This is a genomic window from Hyphomicrobium sp. 01T421 (genome assembly GCF_056398805.1).
The window spans coordinates 1,811,266-1,836,925 of sequence record NZ_JBFTQC010000001.1; the positions used below are offsets into that span (position 1 = coordinate 1,811,266).

Here is a 25,660-nt window from a genome sequence, read left to right on the forward strand (position 1 = left end):
AGTGACTCAAAGCCAAGGAAAAAGGCGCGGCGTTTGCCACGCCTTTTCAATCGGGCTTCTCACCTACGTTGGTCGCGTGTCGCTGCACGGATACGGCAACGACACTCGTCAATCATCCTCGTGGCAGCCCTCGGCGGCGTTCCACACTTGTCCTTTGGGGCAACCCTTCTTCACGGCATTCGTCTGCTCGGAGGAAAGCGGTGTTTTGCGTTTCGGAGCCTGATAGCCCTGAACGCACTTGCCGCCTTGCGGTCGATAGCCCGGGCCGCAATATCCGGCTGCTGCGCCGCGTTCGATGCACTTGCCGTCGATCAACACGCGCCCGGCAGCGCAGGCTTTCTGCGTGACTGGCTTCGCCGCGGTGCTGCCTTGCCTTTTTGAAGGTGCAGGCGGGCAGATCTTGTAGAGGTCCGGCCGCTCGGCGCCCGTCGAACAGAGGATGCCGCCCCATTGATAGCCATTGCCTTCTTCTTCGTAGGCAATCTTGAACCACGGAAAACCGTTCTCTACGACATCGGTTCGCCCCATGAGCGTCACTGGCTGACCCTCATCCAAGCTGTCAACCTTACGGTAGTTCTGCCCAGGCCCGTCCCGGACGATTCCGCCCCATGACCCCGCGACCGCCGGAAAATCGTCGGCAGGCGGAGCAGCGGCCGCCGGCTGATCACCAAGTTTTTTCAGATAGGCACGGGCCAGATCGGCGTGAAAACCCGTCGCATAGTTTCCCAGGAAGGCGTTCCACGCATCGACAGTGCCAAGTTCCTTGGCAGCATTGAAAGCATCTTTCTCAGCGCTATCCGAGGGCTCGGCGATGGCGCGCCCCTCGTTGATACCAACGAGCTGACAAACGCCAAACGCCGGAGACAGCAGGCCAACAGCTGCCATGCCGATCCCAAAGACGAGCCTGTTCGAACACCGATGCATAGAAAAATCCCCGCTACATTCCCGTTTCACTACGCATAACAGTCGCGCGAATGTCCTGCCGCGAGCAAGGAGAATTGCTCGTTTGGAGCGTATTCGCAGAAGCAATTGGCGGTAAGGTCAGCTGGCAGACGAAAGCAGCGCAATCCGGTGATGAAGAAAAGAGCATATCCGCCGGTCGTGCCCCCTACGGATCATGTGGAGGAGTGACACTCGCTCCCGAATAAAAAAACTTATTCACGCTTGTCCAGCCCGCCCCATACTCCGCTCACGATCTCAAGTAGCGGCCGGAACGTAGGGGAATTTTTTCGATGGCTTCGACACGACCGATTCCCTGCCGATCCCAAGACGGATCGGCGTATTTGCGGCAATCGTGAACATCACGTCCGGCGCGTTATCGGTCAGTGATCGGCCATTCCATTCCGCAAAGCCAAACACCGCCGGCGTGCCGACCTTATAGGGAAGAATATTCGGACAGAACCTATGCGCGACCGTCTTCCCATAGGCCCTCGGGTCATCCGCGGTTCCATACGCGCCGACGGTGTTTGCGATCGTCTCGATAATGAGTTCGCCGTGTGTCTCGAAGTCATCCGCGGGCCGACCACCATTCAGACCGTTTCCCAAGTCCTCGTTATATTGAGTAAATAGCGGGTGGATCATTGGTAGACCGACACGATTGATCCGACGCCATCCGCCCGCATCAGTGGCGAGCGACGCAACGGCAAACACCCCAATGAGGCGGTCGTCGCCTGCTGTACCGTTCAGAATATCTTCGTCTGGCACCTCGAGCACGATCGAATAGACGGTTTGGCCTGCGAACAAATTCTTCGCTCGGCTCGCATCCCACTTCGATAAGTCGACGGTCGTGCCGTCCTGAAAAGCGTGACCTACAGCGTGCAGAACATCAGGCTCGATCCAGAATGGATCTCCTGCCTTTCCGGTCCAGATGCGTAGACCTGTTTTGGTCTTCACCTCATTGCCCGTGACACCCTCGGCAACCACCACGCCGGAAGCATGAGGGTCTGTGGCCTCTGCGCCGGAAATACGGCGCAGCACGAAGCGCTGTTTACCCTCGGTGTCGCGTTCGTCGAAGGTGATGCGATAGGTGATGTCCTCTACCGCGTCGCCGTCGAGATCGATCTTGAATTCGTACATGCCCTCTGGATGATAGCCGGGCGACGGAATTGGTCCAAAGATCGAATGACAGACATTGATGGCGAAGACAGTCCCGACTTCACCTTTGAAAACATAGAGATCCGTAATATCGAGGCGGATGTCCTGACGAGCCAACGGGCAATCGAGATGATGAGACACGATGTTCTCCCTTTCGCGTTCGCAGAGAGTTGGTTCAATCTTCGGATTTTGGGCGCATTGGCGATGCGATAGTTTTAGCGGCTAATCCGCCCTTGGCTTCTCGCCTCGAATAGTTGAGGCGCGCTGCATTGTTATCGCCGCTTTTGGAGCCGGGAAAACCGAAACCCTTGATGTTGACTGCTGCAGGCTGTGCTCAATTCGTCGACTTTGAGCCGAATGCATCTTATCCGCCGTGCCCGCGGCCGGCTTGGCAGGAACGCGAGTCGCCGGGCACACAATCAAAGAAGCGCACAATCAAACAAGCTTCAGCGGAGCCGTCGCAACCGTCGTAACGCCGTGATCGTCCGTCCACGCGATTTCGAAAATGCCGGGACCCGGAACGCGCATGTAAAATGCCAGATACGGGTTCGCGGAAATGCCCGGCCCGAACCCGGCGCGAAATATTTCCTTGCCGTCGAACTTCGCAACGAAAGCATGGATGATGTCGCGCGGTATCGGCTTGCCGGTCTTGTCGTGACGATTGCCGGTCTCCATCACGTGGGTGATGAGCGTCTTGACCTCGATGACGTCGCCGGCCTTGGCAGTCTCGGGAAGCTTGATGCGCGGATTGGCTGTCATCGTCTTTGCCCCCTCAAATCCCGCAGCCGCCGATGACGACCTTGACGAGCGTCGTCGAAATCAGCATCTCGCCGTTCGATTGCTCCGCCAGGACCACGACGTCCTGAGTCTTCGCCAATCGCATCCGCGACTGCACGCGCGCGACGGCGTTGACCGGCGACAGATTGAATGTGGCGACATGCGCGGCGGGATTTTCCGTCGAGAGAAGATGGATCGCCTTGATGTAATCCGCGTCCGTCATGGGGCTGTCGACGGCGATGGTGATCGGCACGAAATTGCCGTTCTCTGCCGTCTCGGGCAAATCAACCGTGATCTTGCCCTCGACCGGTGTGGCGGAACCGGCGATCCGGGCGAAATCATCCTTGAATTTTTGGCTGGGGGCCGGCGCGCCCGGCGCCGGGGCCTCGGCACGGGCAACGAACGGAGCAAAGGCCGCCGCTGCGACGCCCGCGGCAACGAATTCACGACGGCTCAGAATTGAAATATCGATGGGATCTGGCACGCGCCGGGCCTCGAAGCTGAAGGTTGCGTGTAATATAGGATACCCGCTCGATCGACCTCCAGCTTCCTTACGATTTATTTTCCTGACACCGGCTGACTGCCCGTGGCAAATGAGCCTTTGAAACGCCTAAGCTAACGGTCAAAAGGCACGGCCAAGCTCTAGCTGGCGTCGAAATGTGAGGCGGGGGAATGACCGAGATCACGCGCCGCGAATTTTCTCTGCTGACCGCAGGCGCAAGTCTCGTTGCGGCGTCCGCGCTGCCGGGACCGGCTCTTGGCTCAGGCCCGGCGAGGATCATCGTCATCGGCGGCGGCCCGGGTGGCGTGACCGTCGCAAATCGCCTCAAGTCTTCCGACCCGCGCCTCGACATAACGCTGATCGAGCCGAAGGAAAAATATACGACCTGCTTTTATTCGAACCTTTATCTCGGCGGGTTCCGCTCCTTCAAATCGATCACGCACGATTATACGGGCGTGAAGAAACGCGGCATCGACGTCGTCACCGATGCCGCGACGGCGATCGACACGAAGGCAAAGACCGTGACGCTGGCGCGCGGCGGCTCACCCATCAAGTACGACCGGCTTGTCGTCGCTCCAGGCATCGATTTCAAATACGAGACGATCGAAGGCTACTCGCCGGAAGCTGCCAAGATCATGCCGCACGCGTGGCAAGGGGGCGAGCAGACGTGGCTGCTGAAGGAAAAGCTGCTGGCGCTGCCTGACGGCGGCCTCGTCGTGATGTCCGCCCCGCCCAATCCGTACCGGTGCCCGCCAGGCCCGTATGAACGCGCCTGCATGATCGCCCACTTCTTGAAAACGAAGAAGCCGAAAGCCAAGCTCATCCTTTTCGATGCGAAGAAAACATATTCGAAGCAGGCCGTCTTCGAGGAGGCGTTCGAGGAGTATTACAAGGGTATTATCGAGATCAACCTGACGAACGAGATCGACGATTTCGCGGTCGTCAAAGTCGATGCCGCGACCGGGGTCGTGACGACGAAGGCCGGTCGCACGGAGCGGGCCGCTCTTGCAAACATCATCCCGGCGCAGAAGGCAGGATCGATCGCGGCCCACGCGGGTCTCACCGAGAACGACTGGTGTCCGGTCCACCCCGACAACTTTGCTTCGACAAAGGCGAGGGACGTCTACGTCCTCGGTGATGCAGCGATTGCAAACGACATGCCGAAATCCGCGTACTCCGCCGTCAGCCAGGCGGCCGTCGTCGCAGCCGACATCCTTGCGAGCCTCGAGGGGAAGCCGCGCGCCCCCGGCAAATACAGAAATACCTGCTGGTCAATGCTCGCGCCCGACAACAGTGCTAAAATCGGTGGCGATTACGTGCCGGGAACAAAGGATGGAAAACCCTATCTCGAAGTCAAAGAGCCGTTCATTTCCAAACCCGACGATAGCGCCGAGCTTCGCCGCGAGACCTATCAGGAGAGCGCCGAGTGGTATCAGACCCTCGTCGCCGATCTTTTCGGCGAGTCCCCCGAGAAGCCCGTCCGCTGATTTCTGCAATCCTTAAGGATTAGCGCGCAGCATCTGCTCCGGCGGATTGGGAACGGGATGGGTGAGGGCAATGTACCTGCAAGTTAGGCTCGGTTGCAGAAACGTGATTAACTGGGCGCGAGACATGGCTGAACGACTGCAGGATACCTGAGGCCAGGAACACGTCGTGGCGCCTCTTTATGGCGCCCCGTCTGGACTGCACGCGAGAAATCCCTAGATTGACGTATACGTTAACGCTGATGACTGGGCTCGCCGCGATTGCGGCGGCAGCCCGTATGGGAGGCACGGAAATGGCGCCCGTCGTACTTTTACTGGTGGCTTTGATCGGCTTCCTGGCGCTGGGAATGATCCGAGCGCCGCTTTGGGGCTGGGCCGCGGCGGTCGGCGTCTTCACGTGGCTCGCGACCAGCGGCTGCTCCGGTCTCCTGGCGTGGATCGCATGGATCCCGTTCTTGGCGCTCGCAGCGCTCGCCATTCCGTCCATCCGCCGGAACCTCGTCGTCGCGCCCGTCTTCGCCCGCATCCGCAAAATTCTCCCCAAAGTCTCCGACACCGAGTCCCAGGCGCTCGAAGCCGGGACCGTCGGCTTCGACGCCGAGCTTTTTTCCGGCACGCCCGACTGGGACAAACTCCAATCCATTCCGCCGATTGAACTGACGCCGGAGGAACAGGCGTTTCTCGACGGCCCGACGGACGAGCTCTGCCGCCTTATCAGCGATTGGCAGATCCGCCATAACCTGCACGAGATCCCGGAAAACATCTGGGACTTCGTCAAGGCGCACGGCTTCCTCGGCATGCTCATCTCGAAGGAGCACGGCGGTCTCGGATTTTCGCCTCAGGCTCAATCGCTCATTCTCGGCAAGATCGCCTCGCGCTCTCCCGACGTCGTGACAATCGTCATGGTGCCGAATTCGCTCGGACCGGGCGAGCTGATCGAGAAGTACGGTACCGACGAGCAGAAGCACTATTACTTGCCGCGTCTTGCGAAGGGCGAGGAAGTTCCCTGCTTCTCGCTGACCGGCCCGACCTCCGGCTCGGACGCCGCCACCATGCGCGACATCGGCCACGTGACGCGCGGCACCTACCAGGGGAAGGACACCCTCGGCATCAGCCTGTCGTGGGACAAGCGCTACATCACCCTCGGACCGAACGCGACGCTCGTCGGCTTGGCCTTCCGGCTTTTCGATCAAGATAATCTGCTCGGCAAAGGCGAGGACGTCGGCATCACGCTCGCGCTCATCCCGGCCAACCATCCCGGCGTCAATATCGGCCGCAGACATCTGCCCTCGGGCGCCGCGTTTCCGAACGGCCCCAACTGGGGAAACGACGTCTTCATCCCGATGGATTGGGTCATCGGCGGCGAGACGATGGCCGGCCACGGCTGGCGCATGCTGATGGAATGCCTCTCGGCCGGACGCGCGATCTCGCTCCCGTCGTCGGCGACGGCGGGCGCCAAGATGATGCTGCGCGTAACGTCCGCCTATGGCCGCATCAGAAAGCAGTTCGGGCTTCCCGTTTCGCGCATGGAAGGCGTCGAGGAACCGCTCGTCCGCATCGTCGAGACTGCTTACGTCAACGAGGCGGCCCGCGCCATGACGGCCGCGATGGTGTCACGAGGCGAAAGGCCGTCGGTCATCTCCGCGCTGATGAAATACCAGACAACCGAGAAGATGCGCAGCGCCGTCAACGACGCGATGGACATCCACGGCGGTCGCGGCATCTGCGACGGTCCGGCGAACTATCTGCAGTCGGCCTATCAGATGGTCCCTGTCGGCATCACGGTCGAGGGCGCCAACATCCTGACGCGCACGCTGATCACGTTCGCACAAGGCGCGCTGCGCTCGCATCCCTACCTCTACAGGGAAGTGCAAGCGGCGCAGGACACCGACAAGAAGCGCGGCCTCGATGCCTTCGAAGATGCCTTCAATGGCCACATCGCCTTTTCGCTCTCGAACGCGACGGGCGGCTTCGTCCACAACCTGACCGGCGGAGCCTTCGTTGCGGCACCCGACGGCGCGCTGCGTATGTCCCATTGGTATCGCCAGCTTGGGCGCGCCAGCCGCTCCTTCGCGTTCGTTGCCGATCTCACGGTTGCGCTGCTCGGCGGCGGCCTGAAGACGAAGCAGAAGATCACCGGCCGGATGGCGGATGCCCTCTCCGAGCTTTACATGCTCGCGGCGACATTGAAGCGTTATGACGATGACGGCCGCCCGGCAGGCGACGAGTACATCGTCGATCTCGCCGCACAGAATGCGCTCTATCGCTTCCAGGAAGCCATCGGAGGCACGGTCGACAACTTCCCTGTCCGTTGGGCGCGGCCGCTGATGCGCGTCGTTGTCTTCCCGCTCGGACGCCGCTTCAAACCCGCGTCCGATGTGCAGGGCCACCTCGTGGCGCGCCACGCGTTGCAGCCCGGAGATGTTCGCGACCGCCTGACACGGCACATTTTCGTATCGAAGGACGTCAACGATCCGACCGGCATCCTCGAAGTGACGCTGGAAAAGGTGATCGCCGCCGAACCCATCGAAAAGCGGCTTGAGAAAGCCATCCGCGACGGCGTCGTACGGCGGTATCATGGCATTGACTGGTTCGCCGAGGCGGAAGCGAAGGGCGTCATCACCGCGGCCGAGGCCGATCAGCTCCGCGAGGTCGAACAGCTTGTCGCGCGCGTGATCGCGGTCGATCATTTCGATCCGGAAGAATTGAAACCACACTATGTGACGCTCGGTCATAACGCGCGCGGAGCCGAGAGCCTGGCCGCGGAATGAGCCGGGTTGAAGTCTCGAACGATTGAGGTGAGTGATGATGGACGCAGCGGCTGAAGCGAATGAATCGCAGTTGAAAGACTGGCGCTTCAAGATCGACGGCGAAAATATCGCCTGGGCGACCTTCGATCGCGAAGGCGAAAGCGCAAACTCACTCGGGCGGCGCCCCATCGAAGAGCTGAACGCGATCATCGAGCGCGTCGAGGCGGAAGTCCGCGCGAAGAATGTTCGGGGCCTCGTCATCATGTCGGGGAAAGAGCGCGGCTACATCGTCGGCGCGGACATCCGCGAATTCGAGACGTTCCAAAGCGAGCAGGATGTCATCGCCGCCCTGAAGCCGGTCAACGAACTGCTCGACCGCATCGAGAAACTTCCCGTGCCGGTCGTCGCAGCCATTCATGGCGTGTGCGTCGGCGGCGGCCTGGAGCTGATCCTCGCCTGCCATTACCGCATCGCGACGCGCGATGACTCGACGCGTATCGGCTTCCCGGAAGTGAAGCTTGGCATCTTCCCCGGCTTCAACGGCACAGCGCGTTCGATCAAGCAGGCCGGCCCGATGGCGGCGATGCAACTGATGCTGACGGGCGGCATGATCCGGGCGACCGTCGCGAAGGCTCAGGGTCTCATCGATCAGCTCGTTGGCAGCCCTGGAGAGCTGCATTGGGCAGCCCGCAAGGCCGTGCTGCAGAACCGCCGTTCGAAGTCGGCCGGTCTTGCCAAGATGCTGCTGACCAAGTGGCCCGTGCGCGGCCTGCTCGCAAAGAAAATGCGTCAGGAGACGGCGAAGAAGGTTCGCGAAGATCACTATCCCGCACCGTTCCGCCTGATCGACCTGTTCGAGAAATTCGGCGGCGATCTCGACACGATGAAGCGCGAGGAGACGAAAGCTTTCGCGCCGCTGATGGTTTCGGATACCTCACGCAATCTGCGCCGCGTCTTCCGCCTGACGGAGCTTCTGAAAGGCCAAGCGCCGAAGGGCTTCAAATGGCGGCCGAGCCGCGTCCACGTCATTGGCGCGGGCACCATGGGCGCCGACATCGCGGGCGTCTGCGTCGCGTCTGGCATGGAAGTGACGCTGCAGGATATCTCCGCCGAACAGCTCGAGAAGGGCATCAAGGCGCAAGGCAAGCTCTTCGCGCGGAAATTCAAGACGAAGCCGGCGCGCGACGCTGCAAAGGCGCGTTTGATTGCGGACCCGGAAGGCAAAGGCATCTCTCGCGCCGACGTCATCATCGAGGCGATCGTCGAACGTCTCGATGTGAAGCAGAAGCTCTTCACCGACCTCGAAACGAGGATCAAGCCGGGCGCGGTTCTCGCGACGAACACGTCCTCGCTGAAGCTCGAGGACATCGCCGCCCCGCTAAAGGACCCCGGCCGTTTGATCGGCCTGCACTTCTTCTCGCCTGTCGCGCAGATGCCGCTCGTCGAAGTGGTGCGCGGAGCCAATACGCGCGACGAAGAAGTGAAAAAAGGCGCGGCTTTCGTCACCGCGATCGACAAGTTCCCGCTGATCACCAAGGACGTCCCGGGCTTCCTCGTCAACAAGGTGCTGACGCCCTACATGTTCGCCGCGATGAAGCGTCTCGAAGAGGGTGAGGACAAGGAAAAGATCGACGAAGCCGCGCGCACGTTCGGCATGCCGATGGGCCCGATCGAACTCGCTGACAACGTCGGCCTCGACATCTGCGCCCACGTCGCGAAAATTCTGGGCCAGACAAGCGAAGGCTCGAGGCTTGACCGGCTCGTTGCCTCCGGTCGTCTCGGTAAGAAAACCGGCGAAGGCTTCTACGTCTGGAAGGACGGCAAGCCCGTCAAGTCGGACAAAAAATTCGAGAAGGCGGATCTCGACCGCCTTGGACGCGAGCTTGTCGATCCGATGATCGCGGAAGCGCAGAAATCGCTCGACGACGGCGTCGTCGAAACCGCCGACCTCGTCGATGCGGGCATGATTTTCGGCACGGGCTTCGCGCCATTCCGCGGCGGCCCGCTGCATTACAAAAAGAGCTTGAGCGCGGCCGGTCCTGCGTCCGCTCCGCACGCTGCAGCAGCCGAATAGTTTGGGAGATTAAAATGGCACGAGAACTCCGGCGCGTTGCAGTGATTGGCGGTGTCCGCATCCCGTTCTGCCGATCGAATACGTTTTATGCCGACCTCTCGAACCTCGACATGATGGCGGCCGCGCTGAACGGTCTGGTCGACCGGTTCGGGCTTAAGGGCCAGCACATCGACGAGGTTGTCGGCGGCGCAGTCGTCACGCATTCCAAGGATTTCAACCTGGCGCGCGAAGCGGTGCTGTCGACGAAGCTCGCGCCGTCGACACCCGGCGTCACGCTGATCCAGGCGTGCGGCACGTCGCTGCAATCGGCGCTCATGTCGGCCGCCAAGATTGCAACGGGCGAAATCGAAAGCGCGATCTCCGTTGGCTCCGACACGACGTCGGACGCGCCGATCGTGTTCTCGAAGAAATTTTCCAAGCGCCTCGTCGGCGCGCAGCAAGGCAAGACGGCGCTCGACAAGATCAAGGTCTTCAAGGGACTTTCGCCCACCGAGCTTGCGCCGCAGCCGCCGAGTGTCGCCGAGCCGCGCACGGGTTTGACGATGGGCCAACACTGCGAGCTGATGGCGCAGGAATGGCACATTCCGCGTGCCGATCAGGACGAACTCTCCTACGAGAGCCACAAGAAGGGCGCCGCAGCCTACGACGAAGGCTACATGGACGATCTGATCGTTCCGTGCGCCGGCGTCTACCGCGACAATAATTTGCGCCCCGACATCACGCTCGAGAAGCTGGCGAGCCTCAAGCCCGCCTTTGAAAAATCCGAGCGGGGCACGCTGACAGCCGGCAACTCAACGCCACTCACCGACGGCGCCGCAACCGTTCTGCTCGCGTCCGAAGAGTGGGCCAAAGCGCGGAACCTACCGGTGCTCGCGTATCTGACGTTCGGCCAGCACATCGCCAACAATTTCGTCGGCGGCGATGGATTGCTGATGGCGCCGACGATCGCCGTCTCGAAGATGCTCGACCGCGCCGGCCTCACGCTGCAGGACTTCGACTTCTACGAACTCCACGAGGCCTTCGCCGCGCAGGTCCTGTGCACGCTCAAAGCCTGGGAAGACCCGGCGTACTGCAAGACGCACATGGGGAAGGATGCGCCGCTCGGGTCGATCGATCGCGCCAAGCTCAACGTCAAAGGCTCATCGCTCGCCTTCGGACATCCCTTTGCTGCAACTGGGGCCCGTATCGTTTCCAATCTCGCCAAGCTCTTGTCGACGAAGGGCGGCCGCGGCCTCATCTCGGTCTGCACCGCGGGCGGCATGGGCGTAACGGCGATCATGGAAGCCCCGCAGACGATCGAGGCCCGCGCCGCGGCGTAATGCGCCGGATCTGGAAGAGAAGACTTGGCCGTTTCGATGCGCTATTGAGCTTGCGGCCGAAGGCAAGCGAGGGACGCGCATGGGTGCGAAGGACGACAAGCAACTCGAGGCGGCACGTTCGCTTGTCCGCGGTCTCGCTGGCCGCCTCAATGCCGACGGTTGGGTGCGATTGTGGGACGGCACACGGCTGCCGCTCGGCAGCGCGCCGAAATCGGACTTCGAGATTTCCATCCGCGATCCGGGCGTCATCGGCTCAATCCTCCGCCGTCCGTCGCTCGATTCGATCATCCGCCAATACGTCGAGAAGGGCATCGACTTTTCGGGCGGTACCCTCGTCGATTTCGGCTTGGGCCTGCAGGATGGCCGCAAGTCCAAGTCCATCAAGATGAAGCCCGGCGAGTTCGCGAGCCTCGCTCTGAAGCTGTCGCCGTTCCTCTTCGCCAAAACTGCGGACGCCCGCGACGCTCATGGATTCGGGGGCGAGATCACCGGCAAGAACCGCAAGACCGAGGACAACAAGGCCTACGTCCAGTTCCACTACGACCTGTCGAACGACTTTTACGCACTCTTCCTCGACCCGGAGATGGTCTACTCGTGCGCGTACTACACGGATTGGTCGAACGGCGTCGAGCAGGCGCAGCACGACAAGCTCGAGATGATCTGCCGGAAGCTTCGTCTGAAGCCCGGCGACCGGATGCTCGACATCGGCGCCGGATGGGGCGGCCTCCTGTGCCACGCGGCGAAGAACTACGGCGTCGTCGCGCACGGCGTTACGCTGTCGGAAGAACAGCTCGCGTTCGCGCGCGCCAAAGCGAAAAGCCTCGGCATCGACGACCGGGTGACGTTCGAGCTGTCCGACTATTCGAAGCTGACGGGCACCTACGACAAGATCGCCTCGATCGGCATGTACGAACATATCGGCCTGAAGAACATCCCGGAATATATGCGGAAGGTTCGATCGCTGCTCGCCGACGACGGCCTGTTCCTCAATCACGCCATCTCACGCCGCGCGCACAAGCCAAAGACAGGCTGGATGAAATCCCGCATGCGCCCCGAAAAGAAGGCGATTGCCAAATACATTTTCCCGGGCGGCGAATTGGACGATATCGGCCATTCGATTTCGGCGATGGAGCAGGCCGGGTTCGAAGTCCACGACGTCGAAGGTTGGCGGCTCCACTACGCGCGGACCTGTCAGCTCTGGTGCGAGCGCCTGACCGCCAACCGCGAGCAGGCCATCAGCTACGTCGGCGAAGAGAAGTACCGGATCTGGGTTGCGTATCTGGCTGGCGTAAGTTTGGCGTTTTCGCGCGGTACGCTGCGTCTCTTCCAGACGCTCGCATCGAAGTCAGCAAAGCCGAACCCCGTTCTGCCGCCGACGCGCGCCGATCTTTATCGCTGAAGGCTCAAGCGTTCTTTTTGAGATGCGCTTCGCAGCGTGCGCGGATCTCTGTGAGGTCCGCGAGCGAGCGCTCGATGTCGTGCCGCTTCGTCTCGAGATCGGCGACGGCGGCCGTCACCTTGTCGAACAGATGCCGCGTCTGGGCGAGCTGGCCGGGATCTGAATCGTAGAGCGAAAGATAGTTGCTCACGTCTTCGACCGTGAAGCCGAGGTTCCGTCCACGCAAAATCAGGATGAGCCGCGCCCTGTCGCGCTTCGAATACCGCCGCGCCGTCCCGATGCGCTCCGGCGATATCAGCCCGCGGCTTTCGTAAAAGCGGATGGCCCGCGTTGTAATTCCGAATTCCTTGGCGAGCGCCGAAATGGTGTAGGAGGACTCTTGATGCGCGTCCTGAAGGGCGTTGAGCGCCGGCGGAAGCGCGTTCGCGGTTTTGCCGGTCATGACGCCGGGCGGCCGCGCTTGGCTTCCTCGGCGGCCAATTCCTTTTTGGAAAGCTTCCCGATCATCGTCTTCGGCAAGCTATCGCGGAACTCGATCTCGGCCGGCATCTCGATCTTGGAGATCTTCGGCTCCAGATGCTTGAGAATGTCTGCCGCTGTTGCCGACATCCCGCTTTTCAACTTGATGAAAGCTTTGGGCGCTTCGCCACGATAGGCGTCCGGAATGCCGATGACGGTCACCTCTTCGACTGCCGGATGCGTGTAGATCGCCTCCTCGATGCGCCGCGGATAGACGTTGTAACCGGAGCAAATGATGAGATCCTTGATCCGGTCGACGATCGAGAAATACCCATGCTCGTCCATGATCGCGACATCGCCCGTGCGGAGGAATTCTCCGACGAACTGCGTTTCGGTCTCGGTAGGCTTTTTCCAATAGCCCTTCATGATCTGCGGGCCCTTGGCGCAAAGTTCCCCGCGCTCGCCCTGCGCGACTTCCTTGGTCGGGTCTTCGATATCGCGAAGCGAAATGGTCGTGCCGGGCATGGGCGGCCCGATGGACCCCAGAACCGGCTCCTCCTGAACGGGATTGCAGGTGAGCACGGGAGAGGCCTCGGAAAGTCCGTAGCCTTCGACGACCTTTGCCCCCGACACCGCCTCGAACCTGAGCTTGACCTCCATCGGCAGCGGCGCCCCGCCCGAAATACAAAAGCGCAGCGATGAGACGTCGTAGGATTTGAATTCGGGATAGTTGAGCATCGCGGTGAAAATCGTCGGGACCGCAGGCAAAACAGTCGGCCGTTCGCGATTGAGGAGCTTGAGAACTTCGAGGAGCTGAAACCGCGGAATCAATATGATCTTGGCCGCGAGTTCGACGCCCATGTTCATCACGACGGTCATCGCAAAGACGTGGAACAGCGGCAGCGCCCCGAGAATGCTTTCGTTTCCGGGCTCGAGATCGACGGCCCACGCCGCGATCTGGGCGGTGTTGGCAGTCAGGTTTGCATGCGTCAGCATCGCGCCCTTGGGCGTGCCCGTGGTGCCGCCGGTGTACTGCAGCACCGCGACATCTTCGTCCGGATCGATGGTGACGGGCGTCATCGGCGCGGATGTCGCGGCCAGTGTCATGCCATTGATGACGCGATCGGCCGCGCGCGACGCTCTAAAGTCCGCGACATCTTTCCTTTTTACCAGGCGAAAGAGCACAGATTTTAGCGGCAGCAGGACGCTGGCGAACGGAATGACCACCGATCGCGCGATAACGCCGCTGAGCATCAGTGCCTCAGCCTTGGAAAAAAGCAGGCTTAGATCATGCGTTACCATGATTTCAGTCTCGCTATCCTGGACTTGGAACGTCAGCTCTTCGAGAGTATAAAGCGGATTGAAATTGACGACTGTGCCGCCAGCTTTCAGTATTGCAAAATAATAGACAATGAACGTTGGAGTGTTTGGAAGTAGAAGGCCAACCTTGCTGCCCCGCTTTACTCCGATTGACTGCAGGCCGGCCGCGACCCGATCGACCTCCGCCGCCAACGCCGAATAGCTCGTTGTCCGCCCGAGAAAGCTGATGGCGGGATTACCGGGAAACTGGTTCGCCGCACGTTCGAGAAGCTCCGGCACCGTTCGTTTCGGTATCGGCATGTGCCAATCGACGCCACGCGGGTAATGATCGACCCACAGGGGAGATATCGTCGTCGCCTGAGTTGCTTCGAGTTTCATATCCGTCCGGTATGTTTGGATTTTATGTTATCCGGATCCCGTTTACTTCGCTGAACTTTCGAACGCTTGCAGCGCTCGCTCAATATTAGTCAAATTCGGTTTCCGAAAGCTAGCGTTCGATCAAACCTATCCCGTCTAGGATAGTACAACTTTGGCACCTCTCGCGGGGTCTCAGACGGTGCGCGACGGTCGGCGTCTAGACTTGCCGGTTGTTTAAGGATAAGTGACCCCCCCGCTTGCTGAAGAAATGGTCTTGGCTTAGGTAGATGCCAAGCAAAACTGGCCCATCGCAGACATTGCGAGGGTGGGAGAGGCCGATGGACGAAGTCGCGACTAAGGTTATCGAAATCCTCAAGAAGCATATGAAGGAGCCGCGCGACGACATCTCGCTCGACACCCAGCTAACAGATCTCAAGATCGAGTCCCTTGATCTTGCGATGATCGTGTTCGACATCGAAGATGGCTTTGGGATCGAGATCCCATACAACGCCAACGAGGAAGTCGAAGCCTTCAAGACTGTTGGCTCGGTCGTAGATCGGGTGAAGTCGTTGATGGCCGCCAAGCAGGCTTCCGCAGCCAAAGCTTAACGGCCTCGCGGCGTCTTCGGGCGTAACGGGAATGAATGCCGGAGGCCCCTCATGGGGCTTCTGTGCGTTCGTCAGACAAGAAAGATTGATTGATGTCGAATGGTAAACCGGGGCGCCGTGTCGTCGTCACGGGCCTCGGAGTAGTAACTCCGATTGGGTCGACTGTGCCTGAGTTCTGGGCCAGTTTGAAGGCCGGGAAATCCGGCGTCAGCCCACTCGGCGGATTTCCGTTGGACGATCTCAAGATTCTGATCGCAGCGCAGATCAAGGATTTCGATCCCAAGCAGCGATTGAAGCATTTCAAGCGCGACCGCATCATCACGCTCGCCGACCGCTATTCGTGGTTTGCCGCCGCAGCCGCGGATGAAGCGATCAAGATGTCCGGCCTCGAGATGCCGCTGACCGATCCATATCGCTCGGCCTGCATCATCGGCTCAGGCGCCGGCGGCCTCACTACGTTCGAGACCGCGTATCGCGACCTTTTTATTCATAACAAGCGCGCGACCCATCCGCTGACGCTTCTGCGCATCATCGGTTCGTCGGCCGCCGCTCACGTCGGCATCGAATTCGGCGTCAAGGGACCGACGTTCGCAACATGCTCGGCATGTTCGACCGCAACGCACGCCATCGGCATCGCGCGCGACTACATCCGTGACGGCGTCGCCGACGTCGCCATCGCCGGCGCGTCCGAATCCGTCATCAACTACGGAACCATGAAGGCCTGGCAGGCGCTCCACGTCCTGTCGCCCGAGGGTTGCTTCCCGTTCGCCAAGAAGCGTAACGGCACGGTCCTGGCCGATGGCGCCGGCATCCTCGTTCTCGAGAGCCTGGAACACGCAGAAGCGCGCGGCGCCAACATCCTCGCCGAGCTTCGCGGCTACGGCATGGCTTCCGACAGCCAGGACATGGTCAAGCCGACCGTCGAAGGCCCGAGCGTCGCCATGCTACAGGCGATCGCGGAAGCCGGAATTACGCCGGACCAGATCGACTATCTCAACGCCCACGGTACGGCGACGACGGATAACGACATCAACGAGACGAAGGCGATCAAGAACGTCTTCAAGGATCACGCCTACAAGCTCGCGATCTCCTCGACGAAGTCGATGCACGGCCATCCATTGGGAGCGGGCGGTGGCATCGAAGCCGTCGCGACCATCATGGCGATGCGCGAGAGCTGGGCACCGCCGACCATCGGGCTCGATGAGCCGGGTGAGGGATGCGATCTCGACTACATCCCCAATGTCGGTCGCGAGATGAAGCTCCGGTACGCAATGTCGAACTCGCTTGCGTTCGGCGGTCTGAACACATCGCTGGTCTTCGGCCCCGCTCCCTGAGCGCAGATCCTTGGTGCTTGTCTGAAAGTGTCGCTCTGAAAGAGCCGCGCAGGTGCTTTTCGCATCTGCAGCATTGGCAATGCGTTGCTCGTCGATCGATTCTAGGCAACTTTCGGTCGGCGAGGGGCATTTTGTTCGAGTTCGAAGGCGTCAAGCCCCTTGTGGGCGGAGAGCCTCGATGAGAGACTTCGCCTTTGCGACCGCAGACGCTCCCGGTCGCGCAGTTGGTCGGGATTGTGTGCGGTATGCGAAAAATCGTCATCCGGGCCGGGGGTGTTGCTATTCGAGCAAGGCTGCTCGACACGCCGACCGCCGAGCGCATTTGGGCTGCGCTCCCCATCGAGTCGGCGGCGCGCACGTGGGGCGAAGAAATTTATTTCGACGCGCCGGTTAGCTCCGCGGCTGAGCCAGACGCGCGCGTCCTCGTCAAGGCAGGCGACATCGTCTTTTGGCCCGACGGCGATGCGATCTCAATCGGCTTCGGGCCGACGCCGCTATCGAAAACGCGCGGGGAAATTCGCCTCGCCGGACCTTGCAATGTCTGGGCACAGGCTCTGGATGACGTCCGCCAGCTCAAATCCGTCCACCCGGGCGTAGCCATTTCTGTCAGCGAAGCAGAGGCTTGATTTCGCTTCACTGAAAATCGGCGGGTGAGCTCTTCGGACGGACCGCGTGACACTCGACTCTGTTGCTTGCATCGATGATCTTCGGCGTTTAGCGCACCGTCGGGTACCGGCCGACGTCATGGGCTATTACGAATCTGGCTCGTATTCCGAAGAGACGCTCCGCGCCAATCTCCGCGACCTCGCGAATATAAACATCCGCCAACGCGTTCTTGCAGGCGCCGCCAATCGAAATCTAACGCAATCCATTCTAGGGCAGAAAGCTCGTCTGCCGTTCGCGCTCGCGCCGGTCGGCATGAGCGGATTGGCATACCGCGATGGTGAGATAGCAGCCGCCCGTGCCGCCGAAAAAGCCGGCGTCCCATATACGCTCAGCACGCTCTCGATCTGCTCGATCGAGGACGTAGCCGCCGCTGTCACGCAGCCGTTCTGGTTCCAGCTCTACTTTATGAAGGATCGCGGCTTCGTCGCCGATCTCATTGCCCGCGCGCGAGCTGTCAAGTGTTCTGCGCTCGTGCTGACGGTCGACCTTCAGGTTCTAGGCCAACGCCACCGCGATATTCACAGCGGCCTCACCGTGCCGCCGCGCCTCCGCCTGCGCACGATCGCCAACACGCTGTCGAAACCTGCCTGGATCGCCAATGTCCTCATGGGCAAACGGAAGTCCTTCGGAAACGTCCAGGGGCGCATCGCGGGGACCGAGGGCCTCGCCTCCTACAGGGATTGGATCGGCAGTCAGTTCGACCAGGCGCTGTCGTGGGACGACGTCGCCTGGGTTCGCGAGCAATGGCCCGGCAAGCTCATTATCAAGGGCATCCTCGACGTCGAAGATGCACGCCTCGCGGCCCAATCAGGAGCGAGCGCAATCGTTGTTTCGAACCACGGCGGCCGCCAGCTCGACGGCGCCGTATCGTCGATCTCCATGCTGCCGCGCATTGTCGACGCAGTCGGATCGGACATCGAGATCATGTTCGACGGTGGAATCCGATCCGGCCAGGACGTATTCCGCGCGTTGGCACTCGGAGCGAAGTCGTGCCTGATTGCACGCGCCTATCTCTACGGCTTGTGCGCCGCGGGCGAGGCGGGCGTCAGCAAAGCCATAGACATCATCGCCAAGGAGCTCGACGTCACGATGGCGCTCGCAGGCGTGCGCACCATCGACGGGATAACGCCAAGCACCCTTGAGACCTGAACGAGTCGCATTCACTGTGAGGTGGTAGACGTCGCTCACGATGAACCGGCATTTTGCGAACGCCTCCAACGCGCCGGAAAAAATCTGCCTCTGCGATACTCTTCGCTTGCCGACGCGCCACGGAACTTCAATAGGCGTCAATCCCGTCGCCTTGCTGATTGCGCCGAGCCCTTCGGTGACATCTTGGACCTTGGATCTTGCAAAGCAGTATCCGAAATATTTGCGCTCCCGAAAATCCTCTCTTTTCTCGGGATCCAGCAAAAACGCCGGGTCAAGTCCGGTCAAGATGTTGCTGCGTGGTGAGCCCCCCGCGGCTTCCACAAGTTCCGCCCCGGACTGGGATTCTCGTGGCAAGATCCGTATTGCGCTGTCGGCAAAAGCCTTTAGCGATGCGGAGAGGTTGTGCCGTGTCGCCGCCTCCCGCGACCCAAGAAAGCAGTTGCCGATTGAGGCGACGACAGTGGTCTTCGGCAGAATACTGGAAAGTTCGAGATGCAGGCCCGTCCAGTTGGCAACGCCGTCAGCGGCCGTGCGCGCGTAGCCGAACTTGACTTCCCGGTTTGCAAAATCCCGTGTGCCGTATACGGGATTGTTCTGGAAATCACCCCAGAAGAGCAGGTGTGAGTACTGTGCAAGCTTGTTCGGGCTCCTGCAGACCCGATACTTGAAGGGCAATCGCCAGCGTCGCTTCTGAAAATTGATGAGAGTGTGTTCGATATTCCATGCGTCGAACACTCGGCTGGCCGCGAGATCAACCGAGAACATGCCTGTGTTGCCTGGGTTGAACGCGCATACGATCCCTACTTTCCGCATTGATCTTCTGAACTGTCCTGCTCGAATATCACCAAAGCTCTCTGTGAAATACTCGATAGCAATGAACCATGTCGAGCGCCACGAAATGCTTGGCGTGAAGCTGTCGTCGAACGGCGGATGCATGACATCGTTAGCCACTAATGGCTCTTGAGATATCGCGCCGGCCACGAACACGATTTTTTATCAATCCAAGCGATGGACGTCTCGAGATGAATTCGATCGCCGCAATTACAGCAGTGCCGCGTATTTCGGGATCACGTATCGAAGTTGATATCCCGGAAATCGCGCGCACAATTTGGTTCGATTGGCGGGGTCCGGCGAGTATCGTCGGCGTCGAGCCTCCAAACGCCAATTTCGCACTGCTGGCGGCGTTGCCGATCGCAATGAAAACTGGCAGCAATTTATACGTTCGCGGAGCGGTCGACGCCAAGCTTCTCGAGAATGCCGAACGCTACACGAAAATCTGGTCGCAATGGCGTCCGGATAAATACAAGCAAGCCAAGCTTTTCGCTGAAAGTGAAATTGAAGAGGCGCCCCGTCCGGGCTCGCTGCCATGGACGTATCCTTTCTCGGGCGGCGTCGACAGCATGTTCTCCATCTTTACAAATCGCGCGGGCGACGCAGGACGCGACAACCGCATGCCGGGCAGCGTCTTTCTTGTTCACGGCTTCGACTATCCGTTGTCGGATACGAAGGTTTTTCCACTCATCGAACAGCGAGTATCGGCGATCGCTCAATCTCTAGGTCTGCCGGCGCTCGTCTGTTCGACGAATTGGAAGCAGTTCTGCATCCAGTATGAACTCGACACGCAGCTTGGTCTTTCCGCCATCGCACACACGTTGAGCGCGACCCACGCGGGTGCCAGCATCGCCGCGGACTTTACCTTCGGCGAAGACCTCGAGATCATGCCGTGGGGGAACAACCAGTACATGACGCACCTCCTCGGCTCATCGCGATTTCCAGTCGTCGGCGGAGGTGCGGATACTCTGAGGGTCGATAAGATGGCTTATCTTGCCAAATTCCCAGATGCCCTATCAAGGCTCGGTGTCTGTAGGGAGCCGAGTGACGTGGGCAACCGCCTCAATTGCGAGGAATGTGAAAAGTGTATTCGCACCGCGATGGGTCTCTACGTGGCGACCGGTGGCGTCGAGCCGACCTTTACGCGGGTACCGAGCCCATCTCGAATCCTCTCAATCCAAGGCCTGTCACAGGTCGAGCTGACGTTTTGGTACGATATTCTTCGACGCATGCCACGCCGGGATCGCGTAGCCCGATGGGCAATCAAAATACTTTTATGGCGTTCGCGTTTGGGACTTGGGTTCAATGCTCTCTTTCAGCCCTTCGAAAAGCAATACATCCGTCCGCTTCACGCACGCGTTCGCAGCGCCGTGGGAGGTTAGATAGACACATGCGCCCCTGGTCGCCGGCCATGTGATCGACTATTCAAACCGGGATAGGTGTACGCATTGGACGCGACTCACGACTCCTCCCTGCGGTGAGCAAAAACGGGTGTGAATGACCGAAGATACGATATATTTTTGCATGCCCCTGATTGCCCGGCTCGCGGCAAACAATTGGGATCATGTTGTCGAGTTGTTGGACCAGACCCTGCAGTCCGTGCTTACGCAGGAAGGAAACCTTCGTGTGCTGGTGGCATGCAACGACGTTCCAGCTTCTCGGTTCATTGATGATCCCCGATTGGAATTTCTTTACGTACAAGGAGAAGTCCCTCAGACATGGGGGGAAAAGGTACACGACAAGACGATCAAACTTCGCAGGCTTGCCGAAGAAGTTTGTCGTCGCGGTGGCGGGTATGTCGTGATGATGGACGCGGACGATCTCGTCAGTAATCGCCTGACGAGGCACATAGCGAGCACGGACAATAAGATCGGCTACCTATTTCAGGCCGGATATTTGTTCAATGTCGCCGGACAGAATTTCCGCCTGACGAATGATTTTCCAAGCCATTGCGGCACGTGCGGCGTCTTCTATCTCGGGGAAAATGATCTGACGCCGGGCGTCGGCGTCTGCGCGATCATAGAACACGGAAAACACACAGAGTACGCAAAACACAGCGCAGCATTGGGGCGAAGGCTCGAGAGAGTTCCGTTTCCCGCAGCGATCTATCTAAGACATCACGGGGGCAACGTCAGTCTGGCGAGGAAATCAATTCTGCGGTTTCGAAAGACAAGAAATTTCCTTCGCCGTCTCGTAAACCGCATTCACATCAATGACGAAATTCGCGCTGAATTCAGCGTTCCGCCGCATTATTGAAAGATCATGCTGACGACGGTTCACTTCGCCTTTCGTGCCCTGATGAACTCGGCAATGGCCCGTGTCGCGCGGAAAGCCTGATTGACTGCAGCAACGACGAGCAAGCACGCGCCGAGCCAAAGCATGACCGCTATCGCGTAGTCGACGAGATTGCGGCCATTCCCCATGACGGCATGAACGATTCCGAAAATGCCCAGCACGACCAGGAAGATCAGCGCGATCGGCGCAAAATCGGGTTGTTCGTCTTGGGGCACCGTCTGATCCCGTCAATGCATGCTGTTATTGTTGCGCAGATGCCATCACGGAATAGCCAGCAACGCAACGCATACAAAACAGTAACAAAACGAACGCTATTCAGCCTTTGCTGACCACCAAGAACTCCTGACGAGCCCATTTTAGCGGCTTGCCGGGAGGCACAATGGCGATTGGTCAAAGGCGGGCGTTTTCCCCCGGGTCCATCGGGTCGCTTTATCAGCGTTATCAAGCTGGAAGCGGGAGTGGCTTCCACAAGGATCGACCACCGCGGCGGGGCCGCCTTCTCAACACTCTGACGGAAAACGGACGTACAGAGAGCAGTCGGCCGGGCAGCGGTAATGCGCCAGGCGCTAACGCGGCCGGACCCTCGACGCCGGTATCCATACCTGACCTCGAGATCGTCGCGCCGAATTTCACCCGGCGTCTTTCGGGCGTCACGTCCACGCTCGAACGGATTTTGCCTGTTTTGGCGCGCAGCGCGAGAATTGCTGCCTTGGGTCCCGGGTTGGCGCCATCAACGCCGAAAATGAGCGTTCTCGATCTGCCGATGCTTTGGCGAAAGCCAGCTGACGGAGAATGTCGGATTTGGCACGCGCGCCGGAATATCGAGATGCTGGCCGGAGTCGTGTTGCGGGACGTGCTTGGCTTCCCTTTACGGCTCGTGTTCACATCGGCTTCGCAACGCCATCATACCCGCTGGACCCGCTCGTTGATCGCCCGCATGGACGGGTTGATCGCGACGTCCGCCAAAACAGCAACGTATCTCCAGTATCCGGCGACAGTGATTGGCCATGGCATCAACACCGACGCCTTTCATCCGGCTCAAAACCGGGCTGCCGCGCGCGACGAGCTTGGTCTTCCCGGCCTGAAACTGGTTGGCTGCTTTGGCCGCATTCGCCCCGGAAAAGGCAGCGATGTTTTCGTGGACGCCATGCTGCGCGTACTCGCGGCGCGCCCCGGCGTCGGCGCAGTATTGGTAGGGCGTGCAACCTTCACGCATACGGACTTTCTGGCGGCGCTTCGGGATAAGATCGTCGCTGCTGGGCTCGCTGACCGGCTTCTGATTTTGCCGGAAGTCGGAACGTCGGAAATGCCGCGGTGGTATCGCGCGCTCGATGTCTTTGTCGCTCCGCAACGATGGGAAGGATTTGGCGTCACGCCGCTCGAAGCTATGGCAAGTGGCTTGCCGGTCGTCGCAACGACGGTCGGAGCTTTTCCGGAGATCGTGGCCGATGATACCGGTATTCTGGTCGCGCCCTCGGATGTTGAGGCACTCGCGGCAGCCACGGCCCGCTTGCTGGACGATCCGGAACGTGCTGAGGAAATGGGAGTAGCAGGTCGCGCCCGCGTCGCGGCAGAGTTCTCGATTGAAACCGAAGCAGGAAAGATCCTCGAAGTCTATCGAGCCTTATTGCGATGCCCGGCGCCGGCCTCGGAAGCGAACGCAAGTGGTCTCGACGGTCTGCCGCTCGGCGACGTGGAATACTCGCACCGCAACCACACGCATTGAGCAAGCGACCGTCAGGCGAGGCAAGTCTACGCTGGTTTCGAGGGCTTCTGCTTGAAGAGGTCGATATACGCGTTGGCGACCGCTTCTTCGGAAAACCAGTCTGAAAGTGTCCTATTGCCGTTTTCGGCAATTCGCGCCGCGAGATCCGGGGTGGCGATCAATCGCGCAATTGCGTCCGAAAGACCTTTCACATCGCCGATGTCGACGAGCAATCCGTTCTCGCCGTCCCGCATGAACCAGGACGGTCCTTCGGCGCGGCTTGATACAACAGGCTTTTGTTGCGCCCAAGCTTCGAGGATGACGTTTCCGAGCGGCTCGTGACTTGACGGCATAACGAAAATGTCGGCTGCCGCGAGATACGGACGCGGATCGGATTGCCAGCCGAGAAATCGTATCCGATCGAACATCCGAAGATGCATCGCGAGCTTTTCAAGATTGGCGCGCTCTTCGCCGTCGCCTGCGAGCCAGAGATGAACTCCCGGCAGCGTCGACACAGCCGCGATGAGTTGTGCAAAGCCCTTACGCTCGACGAAGCGGCCCATCGACATGACCACAGGCGCGGAAGGCGGCGTGCCGAGTTCCGCGCGATTGGCTGGAACGGCACGATCGGTGTTTGTGAAGTTGGAGATGACCTCGACGCCGCGCTTCCATCCGATCTTTCGGACATGCTCGCCGATGGCCGGCGTATTGCAGACGAGAACATCGCAATTCTTGAAATAGCTGAGATTTGTCGGGAAGTCGCCGAGCCGCGAGATCCGGATGCAGTCGTTGTAATTCGGCATGAGGCGGCTCGCCCTCGTAGCCCATGCGAAGAGCGCATCGGGCTTCGTCGCTCGAGCGATGCGCTTTACCTTGAGCGGCAATAAAATCCGTTCGGGCGAAAGATTGCGGAAGTTGCTTTCGATGATGTTCGCCAAGCCTTCGATCTCGCCGCGCCAACTTCTATCTTTGCGAATGACGACGGTTTGCTCGACGCCGCGTCGGGCGAGCGCACGGACAAGGTGAACGAAAAAGCGCTCCGCACCGCCGTCCTTGCCGAAGTGATAGTGCATCACGTGCATTCGCGTGCCCGTAGTTAGCCGGCTGAGTCGACAGTGGGATGGCGCTTCATCGCGTGACGTTGATAGATTTTAGCTTGGGTCAAAAACGCATACACCGCGCCGGTTGCAGATTGGATGAAGCCCGGAGCGCCACAACGCCATAGACCGTGGCGAAAATAAAGCCGGAGGAAATACATCGGCGGGCTGAAGATAAGCTTCAACACGCTCGCGGGCTTTCCTTGCGCCACCTGCTGATCCGCTTTGAGGGTGGAGTAGCGATTTTCCTTCAGAATTTGCTCATCCATTATGAGCGGACGAAAATGCAGGATGCTGCCGGCCTCGGCGTCGTTGACCTGCCCTGAGGGGATAATGCCTTCGTGAACCGTTTGCGATAGATCGTAGGCGCCTTTGCCTTTCCGGATAAGACGAAGGTTTTTGCGCTCGCGAACGTGCTCCGGCGTGTAGCCGAGGCCAATCAAATAGGGCCGGCGCGCCACACGCCAGCCGACGACGTCCGCTCCGATCAGCTCCGGTAACGCCTTGACGAGCGTCGAATCCAAACGTTCGTCGGCATCGATGTTGAGAGCCCAAGACTGGTTGCATTGGTCGAGCGCGAACTGCTTCTGTGCCGCGTAACCGCGCCAGGCTTCCTGGAACAAGCGGATCGGCCATCCCTTGTCGATGTAAGTGCGGATCAACGCGAGCGTGCCATCCGTCGATCCGGAATCGACGATGACGATCTCCGCACACTTGGCGAGGCTCTCTATGCAATTGCCGAGATAGCGCTCTTCGTTGAGGCAAATGATAAACGCAGAAATGGGAAGACGAGGCACGGCATCGTCCATAGGCGGTCTCCGCAAAGCCCGGAAGATATAAACGCCGCGTGTGCGAGCGCAATGTGCGTCTGCATTTCCAATGCGTTCGGATAGTTACAGACTTGTATGATTTCGAGTTCGATTATTGCGCGACAGACCGCCGACAACGAGTATCCATGCCGCCAACGGCGAGGCCGCTCGCATTGTCCAAAGGGCAAGTTTGGGTCGCACCCCGAAAGCCGCGGCGTGAGTACTTTTTCTCAGTTCAATGAATAACGACGCACCGTGGCGCTCCCGCTACAGCGGGCAGGATATGAGTCAAGTACCCTTTTTCGATTGCTGTTGCGTTCTTGGAAAGGGTTCCTGGAATGCGAACGAGCATGGCAATCGTTATCGGCGGCGCGCTCTCCATGGGCCTCGTTTCAAGCGCCAACGCCGCCGAAATGGGCTTTTCTTCATACGGGCTCGGCGCCCAGGCTTTCAGCGCGGGCATTACACCCCCGCCGGGCACTTACGTGTCTTTCGTGAGCGGCTACTACGAAGCCAAGATCAATACGCCAATCACTTTCGGCGGCGTCACACTGAACGTCGATCGCGCGACGGGTTCCCATCCGTTTGCGTTAGAAGCCTGACCGAAGGGACCAACCCTTGCAGCCAACTC

At 59.9% G+C, this 25,660-nt stretch carries 22 protein-coding genes; 13 read left to right on the forward strand and 9 right to left on the reverse strand.

What is annotated here, in order from left to right:
* Positions 1–108: 108 nt before the first annotated feature.
* From AC1DK3_RS08270 to soxY, 4 genes are all read right to left on the reverse strand, one after another.
* A complete protein-coding gene (locus tag AC1DK3_RS08270; protein ID WP_477191758.1) occupies positions 109–885 on the reverse strand; it encodes an SH3 domain-containing protein in 777 nt (258 codons plus the stop codon).
* 312 nt (positions 886–1,197) lie between these two features.
* On the reverse strand, positions 1,198–2,235 hold the full coding sequence (locus AC1DK3_RS08275; RefSeq protein WP_477191759.1) for a DUF4331 family protein: 1,038 nt from the start codon (positions 2,233–2,235) through the stop codon (positions 1,198–1,200).
* Between the two features lie 294 nt (positions 2,236–2,529).
* Entirely contained in the window at positions 2,530–2,853 is a 324-nt protein-coding gene (gene soxZ / locus AC1DK3_RS08280) for a thiosulfate oxidation carrier complex protein SoxZ (protein WP_477191760.1), read from the reverse strand.
* A gap of 13 nt (positions 2,854–2,866) precedes the next feature.
* Positions 2,867–3,355: a thiosulfate oxidation carrier protein SoxY gene (gene soxY, locus AC1DK3_RS08285; RefSeq protein ID WP_477191761.1), complete on the reverse strand. Its 489-nt coding sequence runs from the start codon at positions 3,353–3,355 to the stop codon at positions 2,867–2,869.
* 188 nt (positions 3,356–3,543) lie between these two features.
* On the opposite strand from soxY, the gene AC1DK3_RS08290 reads away from it, so the two are divergent.
* The 5 genes from AC1DK3_RS08290 (at position 3,544) to AC1DK3_RS08310 (ending at position 12,399) form a co-directional block, all read left to right on the forward strand.
* On the forward strand, positions 3,544–4,860 hold the full coding sequence (locus AC1DK3_RS08290) for an FCSD flavin-binding domain-containing protein (protein ID WP_477191762.1): 1,317 nt from the start codon (positions 3,544–3,546) through the stop codon (positions 4,858–4,860).
* A gap of 290 nt (positions 4,861–5,150) precedes the next feature.
* On the forward strand, positions 5,151–7,628 hold the full coding sequence (locus AC1DK3_RS08295) for an acyl-CoA dehydrogenase (RefSeq protein ID WP_477192887.1): 2,478 nt from the start codon (positions 5,151–5,153) through the stop codon (positions 7,626–7,628).
* A gap of 34 nt (positions 7,629–7,662) precedes the next feature.
* Positions 7,663–9,681, forward strand: coding sequence for a 3-hydroxyacyl-CoA dehydrogenase NAD-binding domain-containing protein (locus tag AC1DK3_RS08300; protein WP_477191763.1), 2,019 nt, complete (start codon positions 7,663–7,665; stop codon positions 9,679–9,681).
* A gap of 14 nt (positions 9,682–9,695) precedes the next feature.
* The gene (locus AC1DK3_RS08305) at positions 9,696–11,000 is read left to right on the forward strand and encodes an acetyl-CoA C-acetyltransferase (RefSeq protein WP_477191764.1); all 1,305 of its coding nucleotides are present in this window, start codon (positions 9,696–9,698) and stop codon (positions 10,998–11,000) included.
* Positions 11,001–11,079: 79 nt separating this feature from the next.
* Complete coding sequence (locus AC1DK3_RS08310) at positions 11,080–12,399, forward strand: class I SAM-dependent methyltransferase (protein ID WP_477191765.1); 1,320 nt, start codon at positions 11,080–11,082, stop codon at positions 12,397–12,399.
* Positions 12,400–12,403: 4 nt separating this feature from the next.
* Here the strand turns inward: AC1DK3_RS08310 and AC1DK3_RS08315 are convergent, their stop codons facing one another.
* Positions 12,404–12,841 (reverse strand): MerR family transcriptional regulator, encoded by a 438-nt coding sequence (locus tag AC1DK3_RS08315; RefSeq protein WP_477191766.1) that lies wholly within the window; start codon positions 12,839–12,841, stop codon positions 12,404–12,406.
* Positions 12,838–14,556, reverse strand: coding sequence for a long-chain-fatty-acid--CoA ligase (locus AC1DK3_RS08320; RefSeq protein WP_477191767.1), 1,719 nt, complete (start codon positions 14,554–14,556; stop codon positions 12,838–12,840). Before AC1DK3_RS08320 ends, AC1DK3_RS08315 begins: the two co-directional genes overlap by 4 nt.
* A 317-nt stretch (positions 14,557–14,873) precedes the next feature.
* Between AC1DK3_RS08320 and AC1DK3_RS08325 the strand changes: the two genes are divergently transcribed.
* The 6 genes from AC1DK3_RS08325 to AC1DK3_RS08350 all read left to right on the forward strand — a co-directional run bounded on the left by AC1DK3_RS08325 (position 14,874) and on the right by AC1DK3_RS08350 (position 21,379).
* Positions 14,874–15,143: an acyl carrier protein gene (locus tag AC1DK3_RS08325; protein WP_477191768.1), complete on the forward strand. Its 270-nt coding sequence runs from the start codon at positions 14,874–14,876 to the stop codon at positions 15,141–15,143.
* Between the two features lie 92 nt (positions 15,144–15,235).
* Entirely contained in the window at positions 15,236–16,477 is a 1,242-nt protein-coding gene (locus AC1DK3_RS08330) for a beta-ketoacyl-[acyl-carrier-protein] synthase family protein (protein WP_477191769.1), read from the forward strand.
* Between the two features lie 245 nt (positions 16,478–16,722).
* Positions 16,723–17,103, forward strand: a complete 381-nt coding sequence (locus AC1DK3_RS08335; RefSeq protein WP_339084157.1) for a cyclophilin-like fold protein — start codon at positions 16,723–16,725, stop codon at positions 17,101–17,103.
* Positions 17,104–17,149: 46 nt separating this feature from the next.
* The gene (locus tag AC1DK3_RS08340) at positions 17,150–18,292 is read left to right on the forward strand and encodes an alpha-hydroxy acid oxidase (protein WP_477191770.1); all 1,143 of its coding nucleotides are present in this window, start codon (positions 17,150–17,152) and stop codon (positions 18,290–18,292) included.
* Positions 18,293–19,314: 1,022 nt separating this feature from the next.
* Positions 19,315–20,505 (forward strand): hypothetical protein, encoded by a 1,191-nt coding sequence (locus AC1DK3_RS08345; RefSeq protein WP_477191771.1) that lies wholly within the window; start codon positions 19,315–19,317, stop codon positions 20,503–20,505.
* Between the two features lie 142 nt (positions 20,506–20,647).
* On the forward strand, positions 20,648–21,379 hold the full coding sequence (locus AC1DK3_RS08350; RefSeq protein ID WP_477191772.1) for a hypothetical protein: 732 nt from the start codon (positions 20,648–20,650) through the stop codon (positions 21,377–21,379).
* A 20-nt stretch (positions 21,380–21,399) separates the two neighbouring features.
* On the opposite strand, the gene AC1DK3_RS08355 is transcribed toward AC1DK3_RS08350, so the two are convergent.
* Positions 21,400–21,633, reverse strand: coding sequence for a hypothetical protein (locus tag AC1DK3_RS08355; RefSeq protein WP_477191773.1), 234 nt, complete (start codon positions 21,631–21,633; stop codon positions 21,400–21,402).
* Positions 21,634–21,797: 164 nt separating this feature from the next.
* On the opposite strand from AC1DK3_RS08355, the gene AC1DK3_RS08360 reads away from it, so the two are divergent.
* The gene (locus AC1DK3_RS08360) at positions 21,798–23,144 is read left to right on the forward strand and encodes a glycosyltransferase family 4 protein (protein WP_477191774.1); all 1,347 of its coding nucleotides are present in this window, start codon (positions 21,798–21,800) and stop codon (positions 23,142–23,144) included.
* 26 nt (positions 23,145–23,170) lie between these two features.
* Here the strand turns inward: AC1DK3_RS08360 and AC1DK3_RS08365 are convergent, their stop codons facing one another.
* Together AC1DK3_RS08365 and AC1DK3_RS08370 are read right to left on the reverse strand one after the other, a co-directional pair.
* Positions 23,171–24,205, reverse strand: coding sequence for a glycosyltransferase (locus AC1DK3_RS08365; RefSeq protein ID WP_477191775.1), 1,035 nt, complete (start codon positions 24,203–24,205; stop codon positions 23,171–23,173).
* Positions 24,206–24,219: 14 nt separating this feature from the next.
* Positions 24,220–25,029: a glycosyltransferase family 2 protein gene (locus tag AC1DK3_RS08370; protein WP_477191776.1), complete on the reverse strand. Its 810-nt coding sequence runs from the start codon at positions 25,027–25,029 to the stop codon at positions 24,220–24,222.
* A gap of 350 nt (positions 25,030–25,379) precedes the next feature.
* Here AC1DK3_RS08370 and AC1DK3_RS08375 point away from each other — a divergent pair, with 350 nt between their 5' ends.
* On the forward strand, positions 25,380–25,631 hold the full coding sequence (locus AC1DK3_RS08375; RefSeq protein WP_477191777.1) for a hypothetical protein: 252 nt from the start codon (positions 25,380–25,382) through the stop codon (positions 25,629–25,631).
* Positions 25,632–25,660 lie beyond the last annotated feature (29 nt).